Consider the following 18,492-nt stretch of genomic DNA (forward strand, 5'->3'; position numbering starts at 1 on the left):
GACGACGATGCGTAACATACGATATATTCTATCCGCCGCGGCGGCGCTCTATCTTGTGTGTGCGCCTCCCACGGCAAACGCGGTGCGCACGCCGTGGCTGGAAAGTGTTCCCAATCTTGACGCTTACGTTGCGGAAAAGGCGGCAGAAAAGGATGCGCCGTCCCGTGCGGCGATAGGGGAGGGACATGGCGTCGCCCCCGCGCCGTCCGGTACCGACGGGCGCCTTCCCGTTGCGCCTGCGGGAACGCCTTTGCGTATTGTATCGGATCGGCACGTGCTCCGATTCGTGCCGAAGATTGCGCTCACGAAGCCATACCGGCTCGATCTCTCCTCAAAGGGGATTCCCGTGCAGGGGTCTGGGAATATGAAAAAACTCGACGTTTATATATTGTTCAATCAAGATGCGCCTCTCGTTTTCTGCGTGGCCTGTATGCATATGGACGAGGATTTTTACGCGGCACATATGCGCGGAAACGAGGAATCTATCGTCCAATCGGCGTACGGATTCGCTATGATGCTCGCCGACGCCGCACGTCAAAAGCGGGAGGGCGCCGGCGGCGGGTTCAGCATGGAGACGAAGGACCGCACGGACCTCGGCAATTTTGCACGGGAATTTGACAGCACCGTCCGAACGAAGGACGGCGATATGCGCGAGATCGCCGTCGTCGCGATGCAGGAGCCCGTCATGTGGATGGTGACCGCCTACTATCCTGCGGCGGCGGAAAACATCGATGAACTCGTACATGAGACGCTGCGGAGTGTGGAGGTAGAGACCCTGCCGGGTGCGGGCGCAAAGAAGGTGTGACGCGCGGCATGAAGCGTATTTTTGCCTGGGGGAATGAGACCGCTCCCTTGCGGGCCGTGCCCCGCTGTGGTAGTATGGAAGGAAAAATCAACCGAAAGAGGAATCATCATGAGTGAAAATACACCGTTTTACATCACGACGCCCATTTACTACCCGAGCGCGAAACTCCACATCGGACACGCCTACTGCACGACGATCGCGGATACGATCGCGCGGTTCAAGCGGCTCGCGGGATACGACGTGTTTTTCTTGACCGGATCGGATGAGCACGGGCAAAAGATCCAGCAGGCGGCGGAGAAGGAGGGCGTCACGCCGCTCGCGTATGTCGACCGCATCGTTGCGGGGTTCCAGGAGCTGTGGCGCCTGCTCGGCATCTCCTACGACGACTTTATCCGCACGTCGGAGCCGCGCCATCACGAGTTGGTTCAGAATATCTTCCAACGCATCTACGATCAGGGCGATATCTATAAGGGAGAATACAAGGGCCTCTACTGTACGCCGTGCGAGAGCTACTGGACGGAGCTCCAGCTCGACGAGCACGGCAACTGCCCCGACTGCCACCGTCCCGTGCAGGAGGTGGCGGAGGAGGCGTACTTCTTCCGCATGAGCAAATACGCGGATCGCCTGCTGGATTATATTCAGTCCCACCCGGACTTCATCCGGCCCGTGTCGCGGCGCAACGAGATGATCAGTTTCATCGAGCAGGGCCTTGAGGATCTGTGCGTTTCGCGCACGTCGTTCGACTGGGGCATCCCCGTGCCGTTTGATCCGAAGCATGTCGTCTACGTCTGGTTCGACGCGCTTACGAACTATCTGACGCCGATCGGCTATCTGCATGATAAAGAAACGTTTCGGAAATACTGGCCGTGTGACGTTCACCTCGTCGGCAAGGAAATTGTGCGCTTCCACACGATTATTTGGGGCTGCATGCTCATGGCGCTCGGCCTCGATCTGCCGAAAATGGTCTACGGGCACGGCTGGCTGATCGTCGACGGCGCGAAGATGTCGAAATCCGTCGGCAACGTCGTCGACCCGATCGCCCTCATTGAAGAGTTCGGCGCGGATGCCGTGCGTTACTTCCTTCTGCGCGAAATTACGCTCGGACAGGACGGCAATATCTCGCGCGACGCGCTCATCGGCCGCATCAATTCCGATCTCGCGAACGACCTCGGCAACCTGCTCCACCGCACGCTTTCCATGGCGGAGAAATACCGCGGCGGCGTGATTACGAAAGAAGCGGCGCAGACTGAGTTCGACGCGTCGATTGAAGAAATGGCGGCGGAGACGGTGAGGACCTATACCGCGCAGATGGAAGCGATGGAGCTGTCTCCTGCGATCCGCACCGTGTGGGCGTTCATTTCGCGCACAAACAAATACATCGACGAGACCGCGCCGTGGACGCTCGCGAAGGACGAGGCGAAGGCGGGGCAGCTTGACTCCGTGCTCTACCATCTCGTTGAGGCGCTGCATGAGATCAGTATCCTCGTTGCGCCGTTCATGCCGGGGACCGCGCGGCGCATCCATGCGCAGCTTGGCTTTGCGGATGATTTTGATGCGGCGCGGCTCGTGGATATCGCGCATTGGGGCAGTGTGCCGGACGGTCACACGGTCGGCACGGCACAGCAGCTCTTCCCGCGGATTGAAGTGGCATGAACGCCGTATTTGTCGACACACACGCGCATCTCTACGACGAGAGGTTCGCGGACGACCTATCGGAGACGATTGTCCGCGCGGCGGCGGCGGGTGTGACGCGCATCGTCAGTATGGGGGACTCCATGGAGACGTCCGCGCAGGTCGTGGCGGATACGGGATATCCCGCGCTCTACGGCGCCGTCGGCATCCATCCCGAGAACGCCGTGCCCTTGACGCGCGAGATGCGGACGCAGCTCCTTACCTGGGCGCGGCGCCCAAAGATTGTTGCTGTCGGAGAGATCGGTCTCGACTATTATTGGGAGAAAGACGCCGACCGACGGCTCACGCAGCGCGAGCTCTTCGCGGCGCAGCTGCATCTCGCGCGGGAAGCGGGGCTCCCCGTCTGCATCCACGACCGCGAGGCGCACGGCGATACGCTGCGGATATTGCAGGAGGAGGGGCAGGGCCTCGCGGGCGTCCTGCACTGCTACTCCGGCAGTCTCGAGATGGCGCGGGAGCTCTGGAAGATGGGCTTTTATATCGGCATCGACGGCCCTCTCACTTATAAGAACGCGGCAAAGCTGCCGGACATCGTGCGCGAAGCGCCGCGCGACCGTCTCCTCATCGAGACGGACAGCCCCTATCTCGCGCCCGTTCCGCTGCGCGGCAAGCGCAACGAGCCCGCGTACGTCGTTCACGTTGCGGCAAAGATTGCGGAGGTGCGCGGCGAGAGCGTCGAAGAGGTCGCATGCTATACGACGGAGAATGCTATACGCCTTTATCCAAAATTGAACAACTGATTTGCTATTGTTTTGCACGAAAACACAGGCCCCGTTCCATGGATAAACAGCCTAGGGAACGGGGCTTTTTGTAGGAGAAATATCCTAATTGTGGAGAATGAGATGAGAAAATGCCTATCAATTTGCTCCCATATCCCATTTTTCATGAAAAATTCAGCTTAAAGTGGGAAAATACGTGAAACAAAAGGGGGCATTCTATGAGATTGAAATCCATAGGGAATTTCGTTCAAACTAAGAAAAAAACCATTCTCTGTACGATGTTGGGCAGTATGATGCTGCTCTCCAGCGGATTCACAATGAACGGCTTTCCGAAGAATATGCACCGCGTCAGCGTGCATGTGGATGGCGAGACCATCACGGATATGACGGTACAGACGAAACCCGCCGACATTTTTGCCAAACTCGGCGTGAAACTCGGCGAGAAGGATACTTATGAAGTCTTCCGCAGCGAGGATCAGCGCCACACCGAGATCTCCGTGCGCCGCGCGGTGCCCGTGACGATCTCGTTTTGGGGCGACACGCAGGAGGTCATGACGAGCGCGCACACAGTCGGCGACGTTATGGCGGAGTACGGCTATAATATGAACGAGATCGACGTTGCGCCGGGCGTGGACGCCCCCGTGACGGAACATCTCGCCATCGCCTTGACGGAAAAACCGGAGGCCGCCGAAGCCCGCCGCGCACGCGAGCGTGAGGCGGAGCGTGTCAGCCGCGGCATCCCGCGCTATCGTGCCGCTTATACCATGCATGCGTCGGCCTATCTGCCGAGCGACGGGGGCGGCAGCGGCATCACGGCGATGGGAATTCCCGCACGTCACGGCGTCGTTGCCGTCGACCCGAACGTTATCCCGCTCGGTTCCCGGCTCTTCATTCCCGGCTACGGCGAGGCGATCGCCGCGGATACGGGCGGCGCGATCGTCGGCAACACGATCGATCTCTGCATGGAGAGTTACGACGAGGCGATCCAATTCGGGCGCCGCAGCGTCGAGGTCTATGTGCTCGAGTAATACAAAAAAAGATTCGCGCGAGGTAAAATCGCGCGATTTTTTTATTGACAAGCAGGGATAAGAGTGCTACTATATTCTCGTACCATAAAAACTTCATATGGATTGGATCAGGTGTAGGAAGATCGTTCGTACTCATGCGAAGATCGACCGAACTTAATAGGGAATCCGGTACAAGCCGGAGCGGTCACGCCACTGTAACAGCGAGCAGGCCTGCAAGTAGATGGTATCATCTACAGTCACTGGGGATAACGTCCTTGGGAAGGCGCAGGCGAGCGATGAACTGAAGCCAGGAGAACTGCCTGATTAACAATCACCGTTTGACCTACGAGTGATGGGGATGGGGATTACGAATCGTTCGCTTCAAAACGAAAATCCGGCGCTGCTGAGAGATCGGATTAGATGAGAACTGAGTGACGATATCGGAAGCCCGTCCTGCACAACGTGTGGGGCGGGCTTTTCGCTTGCCATACGGTGCGTGAGCAAAGCCCTGGGAGATCGGTGTGCATGGGGAGAGCAACTCCATGCATAGCGATTTCCCCGGGATGAAGGGGATGTATACGCCCCTTGGGGAAACATTGCTCATCTTTTCAGTTCTCATTTATCTCCGTTATGGAGGTCACTCCGAGGGTGGAAGCTCGGGGTGTTTTTTTTATAAAAAACTGCTTTGCGGCAGTTTTTAAGAGAAGTCTGATGAGTTCAGCTTCCCTTATCATACAAAGGAGGACGTACTATGCCGGAAGAAAAAGAGCGCTCAAGCGACGAAGAGCTTCAGAAGCTTCTGAAGAAATCGGCTGAGGTCGAGGATTTCCCCGACGTCCCGCTCGATGAGTTCACTCCGCCGACGGACGAGGAGTGGAAAGCTGCGTGCGAAGCTCTGCTCAAAGGAGCTCCGTTCGAAAAGGTGATGTTCACGAAAACTTACGAGGGCATTACTTTCGACCCTATGTACACAAAGAAGCACATGGAGGACATCCTGCCCAAGAGTGTGATGCCGGGCATGGGCGACTTCCTGCGCGGCGTGGACGCGGCGGGCTATATCGGCAAGCCGTGGGGGATCGCGCAGGCCTGCGACGAGACCCTGCCGAAGGAGAACAACGAACTGCTCCGGCACGAGAATGACAAGGGAGCGACGATTTATCACATTGTGCTGGACAGTGCGACGCGTAAAGGCGTGGACGCACGCAAGGCGGAGCATGTCGGCGATCTCGGCACGAGTGTGACGACTGTCGAGGATATGCACACGCTGCTCGAAGGTCTTGATCTCGGGAAGTTCCCGATCTACATTTACACAGGCGCCGCGGCTCTGCCGATCCTCTCTCTGGTTGCGGCGGCACGCCGTGCGGCGGGTGAGGATATGTCGGGGGTGCGCGGTATCGTCGGCGCCGATCCGATCGGAGAACTTGTCACACACGGCAAACTTGCCGCGCCTCTTGCCGCGTATTACGATACGATGGCGGCAGCCGCACGCTGGGCCGTGGAGAAGGCGCCGCACATCAGAACGGTCTTTGTCCGCAGCGACGTCTACTCGAACGGCGGCGCGAACGACGTGCAGGAGATCGCCGCCTCGCTTGCGACGGCAACGGCATATCTGCGTGCTCTTTGTGAGCGCGGCCTCACCGTTGACGACGCGGCGTCGCAGATCGCGTTCGCCTTCTCTATGGGCGCGAACTTCTTCCTCCAGATCGCGAAGCTGCGCGCCGTGCGTCCCATCTGGGCGCAGATCGTCAAGGCGTTCGGCGGAAATGCGGAGTCGCAGAAGATGCGCATCCATGCGCGGCCGGCGCTCTTCTTCAAGACCATCTACGACCCGTACGTCAACATGCTCCGCAATACGACGGAGATCTTCTCGGGCGTCGTCGGCGGCATCGATTCTTTCGAGAGCGCGCCGTTCGACGAGCCGATCCGCAAGGGCGACGAGTTCTCGCGCCGCATTGCACGCAACATTCAGATCATGCTCCAAGAGGAGTTCGGCATGCTCCAGCCGATCGATCCCGCGGGCGGTTCCTGGGCGGTCGAGTCGCTGACGCGGCAGATGAAAGAGCGCATCTGGGCGGAGTTCCAGACCATCGAAGGCAAGGGCGGCATCGTCGAGGCCTTAAAGAGCGGCTATGTGCAGGAAGAGGTCGCGAAGATTCTCGCGGATCGTTTCAAAAAGGCGGATTTGCGCAAGGACCGCATCGTCGGCAACAACATGTATCCGAACATGACGGAGACTCTGCTGGATCGTCGCGAAGAGGATACGGTAGCGCTGAAACAGCAGCGTGCGGCCGACATCGACGCATATCTCTCCGATATCGACGTGAAACACTGCAAAGATGCGCTGGCTGCCCTGAGGAGCGCGCCTACCGTCGAGAACGCTATGGAGGCCGCGTTTGCGGGCGCGACGATCACCGAGCTCATGGCGGCCGTCACAGAAGGGAAGGGCGCTTCGGAAGAAATCGCCGCCATTGCGCCGCATCGCTGGAGCGAGCGCTTTGAGGCGCTCCGTAAGCGGACCGAGGATTTCAAGGCCGAGAAGAACGACAACGTCAAAATCTTCCTCGCGAATATGGGACCTATTCCGCAGCACAAGGCGCGCGCGGACTTCACCACGGGTTTCCTGCAGGTCGGCGCGTTCGAGGTGCTCGGCAACGACGGCTTTAAGACCGTTGAGGAGGCGGCCGAGGCTGCCGGCAAGAGCGGCGCGGATGCGGTCGTCATCTGCTCGACGGATGCGACCTACCCCGAGATTGTTCCCGCGCTTGCGCCGAAACTCCATGAAGTGCTGCCGAACGCACGCGTGTTCCTCGCGGGCGCGGCGCCGAAGGATCTCCTTGAGACTTACAACAACGCGGGCATCGACGAGTACATCTCGGTGAAGGCAAATTGCTACGAGACGCTCGAGCGCCTGCAGAAGAAGAAAGGGATGATTGCGTAATGGCCGGATTTACAAACCCCGATTTTACCGGCATGAGCCTCGGCGAAAGCCCCTCCGCAGACTCCAAGGAGTGGCGCGCCCTCTTTGAGGGATCGACCGGACGCAGCTTCGACGCGCTCACGCACAAGACGATGGAGCGCGTGCCTGTAAAACCGTATTACGATCATGACGAGTATGCGCATATGAGCCATCTCGACTTTGCAAGCGGCATTCCGCCGTGTCTGCGCGGACCGTACTCCACGATGTACGTGTTCCGCCCGTGGACGGTGCGCCAGTATGCGGGTTTCTCGACGGCCGAGGAATCCAACGCCTTCTACCGCCGCAACCTTGCCGCAGGTCAGAAAGGTCTTTCCATCGCGTTCGACCTACCGACCCACCGCGGCTATGACGCGGACAACCCGCGCGTTGTCGGCGACGTCGGAAAGGCGGGCGTTTCTGTCTGCTCCATGCTGGATATGAACATCCTGTTCTCCGGCATTCCGCTCGATCAGATGTCCGTCTCCATGACGATGAACGGCGCGGTTCTGCCCGTTCTCGCATTCTTCATCGTCTCCGGCGAAGAGCAGGGCGTTGATAAGAAGATCATGGCGGGGACGATCCAGAACGACATTCTGAAGGAGTTCATGGTTCGTAACACCTACATCTACCCGCCCGATATGTCCATGCGCATCATCGGCGATATCTTCGAATACACGACGAAGTACATGCCGAAGTTCAACAGCATCTCCATCTCCGGCTACCATATGCAGGAGGCGGGGGCGCCTGCGGACATCGAGCTCGGTTACACGCTGGCCGATGGTCTCGAATATATCCGCACGGGCATCAAGGCGGGGCTTGCCGTCGACGACTTCGCGAAGCGTCTCTCGTTCTTCTGGGCGATCGGCAAGAACTACTTCATGGAGATTGCAAAGATGCGCGCGGCGCGCGTCCTCTGGGCGAAGATCGTCAAGTCCTTCGACGCGAAGAACGACAAGTCGATGGCGCTGCGTACGCACAGCCAGACGTCCGGCTGGTCGCTCACGGCGCAGGATCCGTTCAACAACATCGCCCGCACGGCGATGGAGGCGATGGGCGCGGCGCTCGGCCATACCCAGTCGCTGCACACGAACGCGCTCGACGAGGCGATCGCGCTGCCGACCGACTTCTCCGCGCGTATTGCGCGCAACACGCAGCTCTACATTCAGGACGAGACGAGCGTCTGCAAGATCATCGACCCGTGGGGCGGCTCCTACTACGTCGAGGCGCTCACGAACGAGATTATCCGCCGCGCATGGGCGCATATTCAGGAAGTCGAAGCGCTCGGCGGCATGGCAAAGGCGATCTCGACGGGGCTGCCGAAGATGCGTATCGAGGAGGCATCCGCACGCCGTCAGGCGCAGATCGACTCCGGTATCGAGAGCATCGTCGGCGTGAACAAGTACCGTCTTGAGAAGGAAGACCCGCTGCAGATTCTCGCGATCGACAACACGGCGGTGCGCCAGGCACAGATCGAGCGCCTCGAAAAACTGCGCCGCGAGCGCAACGAGGACGATGTGCGCCGCACGCTCGAAGGTATCACGAAGGCGGCGGAGTCCCGCGACAACGGGAACCTGCTGGAGGCAGCCGTCGACGCGGCGCGCGTCCGCGCGTCGCTCGGCGAGATCTCCGATGCCGTCGAGAAGGTCTCCGGACGCTTCCAGGCGGTCATTCATACGATTTCCGGCGTTTACTCCTCCGAGTTCACCGATAAGACTGAGCTCGAGCGTGCCCGCGAGATGGCGGACGAATTCGAGGAACTCACCGGCCGCCGGCCGCGTATCTTCGTCGCAAAGATGGGACAGGACGGGCACGACCGCGGTCAGAAGGTCATCGCGTCGTCCTTCGCAGACATGGGCTGGGACGTCGACGTGGGACCGCTGTTCCAGACGCCGGAAGAAACGGCGCAGGATGCCGTCGACAACGACGTGCACATGGTCGGATTCAGCTCGCTCGCCGCGGGACACAACACGCTCCTGCCGCAGCTGGTTGACGAACTGCACAAACTTGGGCGCGACGACATCATGGTCTGTATCGGCGGCGTTATTCCGGTACAGGATTATGACAATCTTTATAAGCACGGTGCCGTTGCGATCTTCGCGCCGGGCACGAATATTCCGGAAGCTGGGATTAAACTTCTGACGCTCCTCATCGATCGGGCGAAGGAAGAAGCCGCGGGCTGACCGCGGAGGAAGGGGGCTGTTGCACGAAGCAATATCGTGCAATAGCCTTTTTCGCATATTGTTCATTAGCGGCGCTTTGCGGCAGATGGAGCGGAATCTTCGCGCCTAGCTTTGTCATTGCGCCGAATGCGTCGTCGGCGTAGGCTTTCACTACGCCTGCCTCGCATTCGCCTTATTCCGCGCTATGCGTCGAAGCTGCCGCTCCATGCGGTAAACGGTACAGTCGCTTTTGCTGTACGGTCGCAAAGGACAATCATGCGAATCATGAAACCTCTTTTTACTCCTAGAGAGGAGGAATTATGAGCGATACAACCGAACACGGCTATACGACCGAACGTCCCGACTGGGTGCCCGAGGACGCCGACGCGAAGTTCACGACGACCGTTATGGGCGGCATCGAGGGCATCAAGGATCTCACGGTCGGCAATATCAATCCGAAACTCATGAGCGGCGAGGCGCGTCCGCACCGTCGTCTCATCATGACGGAGGACGACTATGTGGCGGGCGTCGAAAAGGGCGACCGCATGACGCTCTCGCGCGCCATCACACTCATTGAGAGCAACAGCAGCCGGCATTTTAAACTCGCGCAGCGCGTGCTCCAACGCCTTCTGCCCAAGACGGGCAAGGCCCTGCGCATCGGGTTCACCGGCGTGCCTGGCGCGGGCAAATCGACCATGATCGAGGCGTTCGGCAACATGCTCTGCGATGCGGGACATAAGGTCGCGGTTCTTACCGTCGATCCTACCAGTTCCGTGACGAAGGGGTCTATCCTTGGCGATAAAACACGCATGGGGACGCTCTCGCGGCGTCCCGAGGCGTTCATTCGCCCCTCGCCCGCGGGCGGGACCCTTGGCGGCGTCGCGCGCAAGAGCCGCGAGACGATGCTGCTCTGCGAGGCTGCGGGCTATGATGTGATCATCATCGAGACCGTCGGCGTCGGACAGTCCGAGACGACGGTGCGCTCCATGGTCGACTTCTTCCTGCTCGTCGTGCTGACGGGCGCGGGCGACGAACTCCAAGGCATCAAAAAGGGCATCATGGAACTCGCGGATGCCATTGTCATCAACAAGGCGGACGGCGACAACCTGCTCAAGGCGCGCGTTGCACGCGGACAGTACGAGCGCATGATCGAGTTCATCCGTCCGGCAACCCAGGGCTGGGAGACCCATGCGTATCTCGCATCCGCGATCGAAAAGACGGGTCTTGCCGAGCTCTGGACGGTCATTCGTGCCTTCCGCGAGCGGACGGAGGCAAGCGGCGTTTGGAAGAAACGACGCGAGGGCCAGCTCCTCGACTGGATGAACAGCATGATCGACGAGCACCTGCACAACCTCTTCTTCGAGGATGCCGTGGTGCGCGGACGGATGCCGGAGGTTAAGGATGCCGTATTGTCGGGTGAGATTTCGCCGACACAGGCGGTCGCCGAGCTTCTCGGCGTGTTCGATGTTCACCGCGCCGCGTCGCGGCAGGTCGATCTATTTACCAACTAGACGGGGAGGTGAACACCGTGACCAAACGCATTTGTCTTTCGGGCGCGGATATGTATGAGCTCGAAGAAATATTCGCCGGGCGGCGCGGCATCATCTCCGTCCGCACGGGCTACATCAACGCGGCGGAGAATGCGCGGCATGAGGACGTCGTAACCGGTGCGGCAGGCGGGCGCATGGGGATTGAGATCACGTTCGACCCGAAGAAGATCGACATCTCGCAGATTCTCGATCTGCTCTTTGCCGTCGTCACCCCCTACAGTATTGACGGGCAGGGCTATGTGCGCGGCGCAGCGTATCGTGCGGGCGTTTTCTATGAGAGCGATGAGGACGAGCCGCTGGTCGCGCTGCACATGACGTTCCTCGCGGGACGCGGGCGCTGCCCCGACACGGGGGAAACGCTTGTCCTCAACGACCCGAACCACAACGCCGACGCGCGCCGCGTCATGCACGCGACGATGGAGCGGCTCGCATCGTTTGCACCCGCGGCCGAGGAACATCAAGGATATTTGAAAAAACATCCGGAGACGGAGACGTATATCGATCTCGCGCGCCTGCGCGAACTCGTGAAACTCTGACGCGGGATCTTGAGGCCGATCCGATTCGTTTTCGTTTTCATGACGGGGCTGCCGCATCAATAAAAGTGCGGCGGCCCTTTTCTATATATTGACGCATAAATTCTGCCCCAACGAATACTTTTTATGGTATAATGCAATTCGTAAGGCTTTAAATTGGATAGAATCATTGGGGGAGAAAACGAAATATGATGATACGAAGTAAACTGCGGGCAACGCTCGTTGTACTTTTTGCACTCATCGTGGGCATCGTCGGCCTGAACTTTGCGGCGTTTGAGCAGCTCCAAGGAGACTCGCAGGCGGTCAACGCGTCCGGATCCCTTCGTATGCGCGCCTATCGGCTCGCGTGGCTTTCGTCGCGTCTTGTGCAGGCGGACGAGGCGACGGCGGCAGATCTGCGCGGGGAGATCCGCGCGTATATCGACGACTATGAGCGGGTTCTGCAGGGCCTTGAATCCGGCGACGCAGAGATGCGGCTGCCCCCGGCAGAGGATGCGGAAGTCTGCCGGCAGCTTGCCGAGGTGAAACCTCTATGGAGCGCCTATCGCGACGATGTCTTGGCCGTTGCGGCGGCCGCGACGCCGGCCGAAAGAGCGGCGGCGGAGGCAAAGGTTGACCGCGGCGTCTCGCCTTATGCCGAGCGTGTGGATCTCCTCGTCAACGCCTACGACAACGCCAGCCAGGCGAAAATCGCTGCCGCAACGAAGTTCGGCATTGTCGCCGTCGTGATTGCGCTCATCGTCTTCGGCGGCTCTTCCTATATTATTATTTCACAGATGCTGCGGCCGCTTGCGGCGCTGACGTTATCCTTTGTCCGCGTTGCGGGGCGCGAGGGAGATCTCAGGCAAAAACTGCATGCGGACCGTGCGGATGAAATCGGACGGATCGTCCATTATTTCAACACCTTTGTCGCAGATCTGCGCGCCATCGTGCGGGCGGCACAGGAATGTTCCGCCGAGGTCGCGGCACTCGCGGATAACCTTTGGAAAGCAAGCGTTGAGAACAGCTCGGCGGTAGAGTATGCGGCGGCTGCGGTCACGAATATGGCAGAGCATACGCAGCGGCAAAATGCAGATATTCGAACGTTGTCGACGAGCGTCGCGGGGATTGCCGCGCAGGTGACGCAAATGCAGGGGCATATGGATGATGCGGCGCAGACGCCGGCGCTGCGCGCCTCTACCGAACTGACGCGCGCCTGCGCGGACAGTGCCTCGGCAGCCGCGGAGAGCGTTGCCGCCGCGGCGCAGGAGATTGCGGATCTCACCGAGGAAAACGCGGCCGCGGTCGAGGAGCAGAGCGCGTCTCTTCAGGCGTTCGCCGCGGCGGCGGAGCAGCTCTCGGGACTTGCGAAAAAACTCGACGGCCTCGTCGGGAAGTTCAAGGTCTGATGCGCGGCACTTTTTCGTGCCGCGATGCGGAGTAAAATAAAAATACCGACGGGAACATATATCCCCGCCGGTATTTTTATTTTGATAGGTCGTTATGCGTCGATTCGCAGCCGCCGACGCTACACACACGCGCGCGATCTTCAGCCCTGCGCGTTCAGCACGTCTTCGTAATGCTGTACCTTCTTATTGAGGCGCTCGAGCGTCGCGTCGAGCTCGTCGCGCTGACGGACGAGCCGTGCGCGCTGCTCTTTTAGGATATCGAGGCGCTGCCGTTCCGTACCCTTCTCAAAGGAGAGCGCGACATATTGTGTGAGCGGCGCGATCTGGATGTCGCAGTCACGCATGCATTTGATAAATACGATCCACTCGCATGCCTCTTCGTCGAAATTACGAATGCCGCTCGCCGTTCGTTTGATGCGCGGAAAGAGACCGATTCGTTCATAGTACCGCAGCGTATCTGTCGATATGCCGTATTTCTTGCTGACTTCTTTGATCGTCATGAAACCAGTCCTTTCCTCGTATAAAAATTCCTTTATTATAGGAATTATAAGCGATGGAGCGAACTATAAGTCAAGACCTTATGGGACGATTTTGATGCCGTACGATAAAAATAATGCGCCTATCGTCATCTGACAATCCTGTGCCGCGCAAGACGAACCGTATATCTGCACACAGTCCGACGTTATTTTCAACAAGGTATGACGACCTGCGTACGGCTTTTTTCTCTAAAAGCCTTTACTTTTCGCGCGCGCTTTCGTAGAATAAGAACAGGAATCGATATGCCCCGATACGCAGGGGTTTTGGATATGGGACGGGGGATACTTATGCTGAAAAAGGCAATCGCGGTCGTCACCTCGGGCGGGGACAGCCCGGGCATGAACGCGGCCGCGCGCGCGGTCGTGCGTACGGCGGTTTACGAGGGGGTCGAGGTTTACGGCGTGCACAACGGCTACAGCGGCATGGTGCATGACGATATCGAGCAGCTCACCTCGCGCAGCGTCAGCGATCTCATCCAACGCGGCGGCACGTTCCTCGGCACGGCGCGCAGCAAATCGTTTATGACCCCGGAGGGGCGCAAGGTCGCATTCGAGAATCTGCGCAAACACGGGATCGAGGGACTTGTGATCATCGGCGGCGACGGGTCGCTGACGGGCGGTTCGCTGATGAGCCGTGAGACGGGCATGCCCATCGTCGGGCTCCCCGGGACGATCGACAACGACGTTTGGGGCATGGACTACACCATCGGCTGCGATACGGCATGCAATACGATCGTGGACGCCATCAACAAGCTGCGCGACACGGCGTCCGCGCATCGGCGCATCATCCTCGTCGAAGTGATGGGACGGCATTCCGGATGGCTCGCCATGATGTCGGGCATCGCGGGCGGCGCGGAGTATATCCTCGTTCCCGAGGTCGCCTTCGACCTTGAAGAAATCAGCATCGAACTGCAGGAGATGTACGAACGCGGCAAGCGCTACAGCATCGTCGTCGTCGCCGAAGGGGCGGGATCCGCCATTGAGATCGGAAAGATCATCGGCGAAAAGACCGCAATCGACACCCGCGTCTCCGTCCTCGGGCATATCCAGCGCGGCGGATCGCCGACGGTAGAGGACCGCATCAAAGCGTCCATGCTCGGGGAAAAGGCGGCGCTCGCCGTCATCTCGGGCGTGAACGACGTTGTGTTCAGCTTCAACGAGGGACAGGTCGTCAGCGTGAACCTTTTCGAAGCGGTCAACAACAAGAAAACGCTGGATCCGGAACTGGTGCGCCTTTCCCGCGTCTTGGCGTGAGGCATGACACGAGATTTTCGCGCCTAGCGTCGTCATTTTTGGCAAACGCTTCGTCGACGTAGGTTTTGGCTGCGCCTGCCCTTGTGCCCTCCTCGTTCCCTGTGCCGCATCCAAACTTCCGGCGTCGCTTATCTTTCGGCGCGACGCGGGCGCGGTCTCACTTTTCCCTTGACAATCCTTCCTCTATCATGCTAGACTATGGGGCGTTGCAGAAGTGAATAGCTTTTTTGAGAGCACGTGGAGAGTTGTCCGAGTGGTTGAAGGAGCACGCCTGGAAAGCGTGTGTGCGGTGATACCGTACCGAGAGTTCGAATCTCTCACTCTCCGCCATTTTTATTGATTTTTCTCAGGGCGGGCTGCAGCGCCTTGGTCTCGCGCAATGAGGCCCTGTGAACCCCGTCAGGTCCGGAAGGAAGCAGCGGTAAGCGGTCAGCTCCATGTGCCGCGAGGAAACCGGGGCACTGCGGTCTGCCGTGGGAGAAATCGGAAACGCCAGCAGCCGAGAGGCTGCTTTTTTGTTTATCATTTGGAAACCTTTCCTATGCGCAGAAAAAGGAGGGGCATTATGTCCTATGTTGCGCTCTATCGCCGTTGGCGCCCGGAGTGCTTCGCCGATCTTGTCGGGCAGGAGCACATCAGCCGCACGCTGTCCCGCGCCGTCACATCCGGACAGACGAGCCACGCCTATCTCTTCACGGGGCCGCGCGGCACGGGAAAGACCAGCACCGCGAAGATCCTCGCGCGCTCTCTCAACTGTGCGGAGGGCCCGACCCTCTCGCCCTGCGGGCACTGCGACTCGTGCCGCGCCATCGGCGACGGCTCGTCCATGGACGTCTTTGAGATTGACGCGGCGTCGAACCGCGGCATCGACGAGATCCGCGATCTGCGCGAGACGGTGAAGTTCGCGCCGACCGAGGGCCGCTATAAAATTTACATCATCGACGAAGTGCATATGCTGACGACGGAGGCGTTTAACGCGCTGCTCAAAACGCTCGAGGAACCGCCGCCGAACGTGCTTTTCATCCTTGCGACGACCGAGCCGCACAAAGTGCCCGCGACGATACAGTCGCGTTGTCAGCGCTACGACTTTCACCGGATTACCGTTACGGAGATTCGGGACCGGCTCAGTTACGTTTGCCGGGAGTCCGGCATCGCGGCGGCGGAGGATGCGCTCGGCATCATCGCCGCGGCGGCGGACGGCGGTATGCGAGACGCGCTCTCCATCCTGGATCAGTGCAGCGCGCTGGCGGAGGGGGAACTCACCGCAGAGCGCGTACAGGAAGCGCTTGGACTGGTCGGCAATACGCGCATCACACAGCTCGCGATGCAGATTGCCGATAAGAATGCGGCGGCGCTGCTGACAAACCTCGGAGCGCTGCTGCAGAGCGGGCGAGAACTGAAACAGATTCTTTCGGAGTTGGCGCTGTACTTCCGCAGTCTCATGATCGCGGGCGTCGGCGGGACACTCGGCGCGGCCGAACTTTACGGCACGCAGGAGGAATCTCTGCGTACCGCTGCGGAGCGCTTTACCCAAGAAGAGATCATGGAGATTCTTCGGCGATTGAACGAGACGATGCGGGAACTGCGGTCTGCGCCCCAGCCGCGCATTGCAGCGGAAGCGATGCTGCTCTCTCTCTGTCACGAATCCGTTCAGTCTGCGTGCATGCCGCCTCGAGATACCGTGCCGGCAGAGGCTGGGGCGGAGGCTGCCCGTATTGCACGACTCGAAGCGCAGGTGCAACGGCTGACGGCATCTCTTGTGGCGGCGCAGCGGACGGCGCAAGAGATGCCCTCCGCACCGTCGCAGAAGGGGGAAAAGAAGAGCGCGGCGGCACGTCGGGCCGCCCCTGCCAAAGCAGCCGCGGCGAAAACGCCGCATCCGGCGGCCGTTCCTGTAGACAGTGCCCCGCGTAAACTCGATATGGAACTGTGGCGGCGGTTCCAAGAGGAACTCAAAACACGCAACAGACTTGCGGCCTCTTTGCTTTCGGGGGCGGGCTATGGGGGGCTGACGGAGACGCATTTCTTCATCGAACAGCCCAACGATATGGCGCGCGACTATATTCGCAAGCGGCATCGCGCCGTTTTTGAGGAGGTCATGTCGGCGCTTGTCGGCCGTCCTGTGGAGATCGTCTGCAACGGAGACGAGGAGGATGCCCCCGCGGCCCCCGCAGATCCGCCGGAGCCCGAATATCCGGCACAGGTGAAGGAACTGCTCGCGATGGCGGGACCCGGCGCGCAGGTCGAGGAGATCGAAAAACCGACGGCCGCACGGCGTAAAGCGCCGACTGCCGGAGCGGAAAAAGCGTCCGGAGCGGCAGCGGAGGGCAGCGCTTACGACACGTACGAGCCCACGCCGGACGAAGAGGCGGAGATGATGGGCGACGAACTGCCGAATGATGAAGATACTTGACGCGCCCGCGGCTTTTTGTTAGGCTATATCATATTGATAGAAAAAGGAGAATGCATATGTTTAACGGCGGCGGCAATATGGCCGGTATGATGAAAAAAGTCCAGAAGATGCAAAACGAAATGAAGAAAATGCAGGACGATCTGAAAAAGCGTACCGTTGAGGTCTCTTCGGGCGGCGGCGCGGTGAAAATCGTCATGGACGGTGAAAAACAAGTGCAGAACCTCGTCATCGCTCCTGCCGCCGTGGATCCCGAGGATATAGAGATGCTGCAGGATCTTCTTTCGGCAGCCTTTAACGAGGCCACAAAGAAGGTCGACGAGATGATGGCTGCAGAGATGGGAAAGCTTACGAGCGGACTAGGTCTGCCGCCGGGACTGCTCTAAATGCAGCACATCGCGCCACTCACGCAGCTCATGGAACAGTTCCGTTCGCTGCCCGGTATCGGAGCGAAGACGGCGGCACGTCTCGCGTACCATGTTCTCGATATGGATATGGAGCGCGCAAGGCGGCTCGCATCCGCGATTGTCGAGGCGAAGCAAAAGATCGGATTCTGCTCTACGTGTTTCAACCTCACCGATACCGACCCCTGCGCCATCTGTACCGCGGAGAAACGCGATCACGGCGTCATCTGCGTCGTAGAGCAGCCGCCCGACGTTGCGGCGATGGAGCGCATGAACGACTATGCCGGCGTGTATCACGTCCTGCACGGCGCGCTCTCACCGCTTGAGGGCGTTGGGCCGAACGACCTGCGTATCAAAGAACTTGTGACGCGCGTCGGCACCTCGGATGTGCGCGAAATCATCATGGCGACCAATCCGAACGTCGAGGGGGAGGCGACCGCGATGTATATTGCGAAGCTCCTCAAACCTATGGGCGTTCGTGTCACACGTATCGCGCACGGTCTGCCCGTCGGTGGCGACCTCGAGTATGCCGATGAGGTTACCCTCTCGCGCGCGATGGAGAACAGGAGGGAGATTTAATTGGATATCATAGCGGGCGTTGCCGTTGCCATCGTTGTATTCTGCATCCTTGGCAAACTGATTTCACTGCCGTTCCGTATTCTATGGAAGCTTATCACCAACAGTATCATCGGCGCCATTATCCTGTGGGGCATCAACCTTTTTGGCGTCGGCATAGAAATCACCTTTCTAAAGGCGCTCATTGCGGGGATATTCGGCATACCGGGCGTCGTACTTGTCCTCATTGCACATGCGCTGGGCCATTGAAGATAGAATCGGGAGCCGGCATAGCGCCGTATCGTCTCGAAAAATTATGCGGGAAAGGTTGGATATTCAGGCGCCATACGAACATGTCATTAAATTTGATAAATTCGTTAAAAATTTTCAAAAAACCTAAAAAATACCCTTGACGAAGAAAAACCTCTGTGTTATATTATGACAGTCGCGCTGCGGGAGGCAGAGGCCTTTGGAGGCGCGGGAATGTACCCTGAAAACTACACAATGCAGAGAGGTTAGAGATA

15 protein-coding genes, 1 tRNA gene, 1 other RNA gene, 1 riboswitch and 1 other annotated feature (1 of these 19 cut by a window edge) are annotated in these 18,492 nt (G+C 59.2%); of the genes, 16 read left to right on the plus strand and 1 reads right to left on the minus strand.

The window, feature by feature from the left end:
• The first annotated feature begins 7 nt into the window (after positions 1–7).
• The 9 genes from HMPREF9161_RS07565 to HMPREF9161_RS07605 all read left to right on the plus strand — a co-directional run bounded on the left by HMPREF9161_RS07565 (position 8) and on the right by HMPREF9161_RS07605 (position 12,809).
• A complete protein-coding gene (locus tag HMPREF9161_RS07565; protein ID WP_009729086.1) occupies positions 8–805 on the plus strand; it encodes a hypothetical protein in 798 nt (265 codons plus the stop codon).
• A 108-nt stretch (positions 806–913) separates the two neighbouring features.
• Complete coding sequence (metG, locus tag HMPREF9161_RS07570) at positions 914–2,458, plus strand: methionine--tRNA ligase (RefSeq protein ID WP_009729087.1); 1,545 nt, start codon at positions 914–916, stop codon at positions 2,456–2,458.
• Positions 2,455–3,237, plus strand: coding sequence for a TatD family hydrolase (locus HMPREF9161_RS07575; protein ID WP_009729088.1), 783 nt, complete (start codon positions 2,455–2,457; stop codon positions 3,235–3,237). The genes metG and HMPREF9161_RS07575 overlap by 4 nt, the downstream gene beginning before the upstream one ends.
• Before the next feature lie 197 nt (positions 3,238–3,434).
• Complete coding sequence (locus HMPREF9161_RS07580; RefSeq protein WP_009729089.1) at positions 3,435–4,244, plus strand: G5 and 3D domain-containing protein; 810 nt, start codon at positions 3,435–3,437, stop codon at positions 4,242–4,244.
• A gap of 92 nt (positions 4,245–4,336) precedes the next feature.
• Positions 4,337–4,562, plus strand: a riboswitch (cobalamin riboswitch).
• Positions 4,563–4,974: 412 nt separating this feature from the next.
• The gene (locus HMPREF9161_RS07585; protein WP_009729090.1) at positions 4,975–7,161 is read left to right on the plus strand and encodes a methylmalonyl-CoA mutase family protein; all 2,187 of its coding nucleotides are present in this window, start codon (positions 4,975–4,977) and stop codon (positions 7,159–7,161) included.
• Positions 7,161–9,359, plus strand: a complete 2,199-nt coding sequence (gene scpA / locus HMPREF9161_RS07590; protein WP_009729091.1) for a methylmalonyl-CoA mutase — start codon at positions 7,161–7,163, stop codon at positions 9,357–9,359. Before HMPREF9161_RS07585 ends, scpA begins: the two co-directional genes overlap by 1 nt.
• A gap of 299 nt (positions 9,360–9,658) precedes the next feature.
• The gene (gene meaB, locus HMPREF9161_RS07595; protein ID WP_009729092.1) at positions 9,659–10,849 is read left to right on the plus strand and encodes a methylmalonyl Co-A mutase-associated GTPase MeaB; all 1,191 of its coding nucleotides are present in this window, start codon (positions 9,659–9,661) and stop codon (positions 10,847–10,849) included.
• 17 nt (positions 10,850–10,866) lie between these two features.
• Positions 10,867–11,424 (plus strand): peptide-methionine (S)-S-oxide reductase, encoded by a 558-nt coding sequence (locus HMPREF9161_RS07600; protein ID WP_009729093.1) that lies wholly within the window; start codon positions 10,867–10,869, stop codon positions 11,422–11,424.
• A gap of 185 nt (positions 11,425–11,609) precedes the next feature.
• Positions 11,610–12,809 carry a type IV pili methyl-accepting chemotaxis transducer N-terminal domain-containing protein gene (locus HMPREF9161_RS07605; protein WP_009729094.1) on the plus strand — a complete coding sequence of 400 codons (1,200 nt, stop codon included), beginning with the start codon at positions 11,610–11,612 and terminating at the stop codon, positions 12,807–12,809.
• Between the two features lie 140 nt (positions 12,810–12,949).
• Here the strand turns inward: HMPREF9161_RS07605 and HMPREF9161_RS07610 are convergent, their stop codons facing one another.
• On the minus strand, positions 12,950–13,309 hold the full coding sequence (locus HMPREF9161_RS07610) for a MerR family transcriptional regulator (protein ID WP_009729095.1): 360 nt from the start codon (positions 13,307–13,309) through the stop codon (positions 12,950–12,952).
• A 324-nt stretch (positions 13,310–13,633) separates the two neighbouring features.
• Between HMPREF9161_RS07610 and pfkA the strand changes: the two genes are divergently transcribed.
• The 7 genes from pfkA (at position 13,634) to HMPREF9161_RS07640 (ending at position 18,238) form a co-directional block, all read left to right on the plus strand.
• The gene (gene pfkA / locus HMPREF9161_RS07615; protein ID WP_037348674.1) at positions 13,634–14,599 is read left to right on the plus strand and encodes a 6-phosphofructokinase; all 966 of its coding nucleotides are present in this window, start codon (positions 13,634–13,636) and stop codon (positions 14,597–14,599) included.
• A gap of 239 nt (positions 14,600–14,838) precedes the next feature.
• Positions 14,839–14,929: transfer RNA gene (locus tag HMPREF9161_RS07620), tRNA-Ser, on the plus strand.
• Between the two features lie 33 nt (positions 14,930–14,962).
• An RNA gene (gene ffs / locus HMPREF9161_RS09820) (signal recognition particle sRNA small type) lies at positions 14,963–15,062 on the plus strand.
• 102 nt (positions 15,063–15,164) lie between these two features.
• Positions 15,165–17,012, plus strand: a complete 1,848-nt coding sequence (dnaX, locus tag HMPREF9161_RS07625; protein ID WP_009729097.1) for a DNA polymerase III subunit gamma/tau — start codon at positions 15,165–15,167, stop codon at positions 17,010–17,012.
• A 56-nt stretch (positions 17,013–17,068) separates the two neighbouring features.
• The gene (locus tag HMPREF9161_RS07630) at positions 17,069–17,395 is read left to right on the plus strand and encodes a YbaB/EbfC family nucleoid-associated protein (protein WP_009729098.1); all 327 of its coding nucleotides are present in this window, start codon (positions 17,069–17,071) and stop codon (positions 17,393–17,395) included.
• Complete coding sequence (gene recR / locus HMPREF9161_RS07635) at positions 17,396–17,992, plus strand: recombination mediator RecR (protein ID WP_009729099.1); 597 nt, start codon at positions 17,396–17,398, stop codon at positions 17,990–17,992. It abuts the gene before it with no gap.
• A complete protein-coding gene (locus HMPREF9161_RS07640; RefSeq protein ID WP_037348676.1) occupies positions 17,993–18,238 on the plus strand; it encodes a pro-sigmaK processing inhibitor BofA family protein in 246 nt (81 codons plus the stop codon). It begins immediately after the preceding gene.
• Between the two features lie 41 nt (positions 18,239–18,279).
• Positions 18,280–18,492, plus strand: a sequence feature (mutual gap in cmsearch alignment for this rRNA model is longer than 100); it runs 2,832 nt beyond the window's last position.

The organism is Selenomonas sp. F0473 (genome assembly GCF_000315545.1).
GTDB lineage: Bacteria > Bacillota > Negativicutes > Selenomonadales > Selenomonadaceae > Centipeda.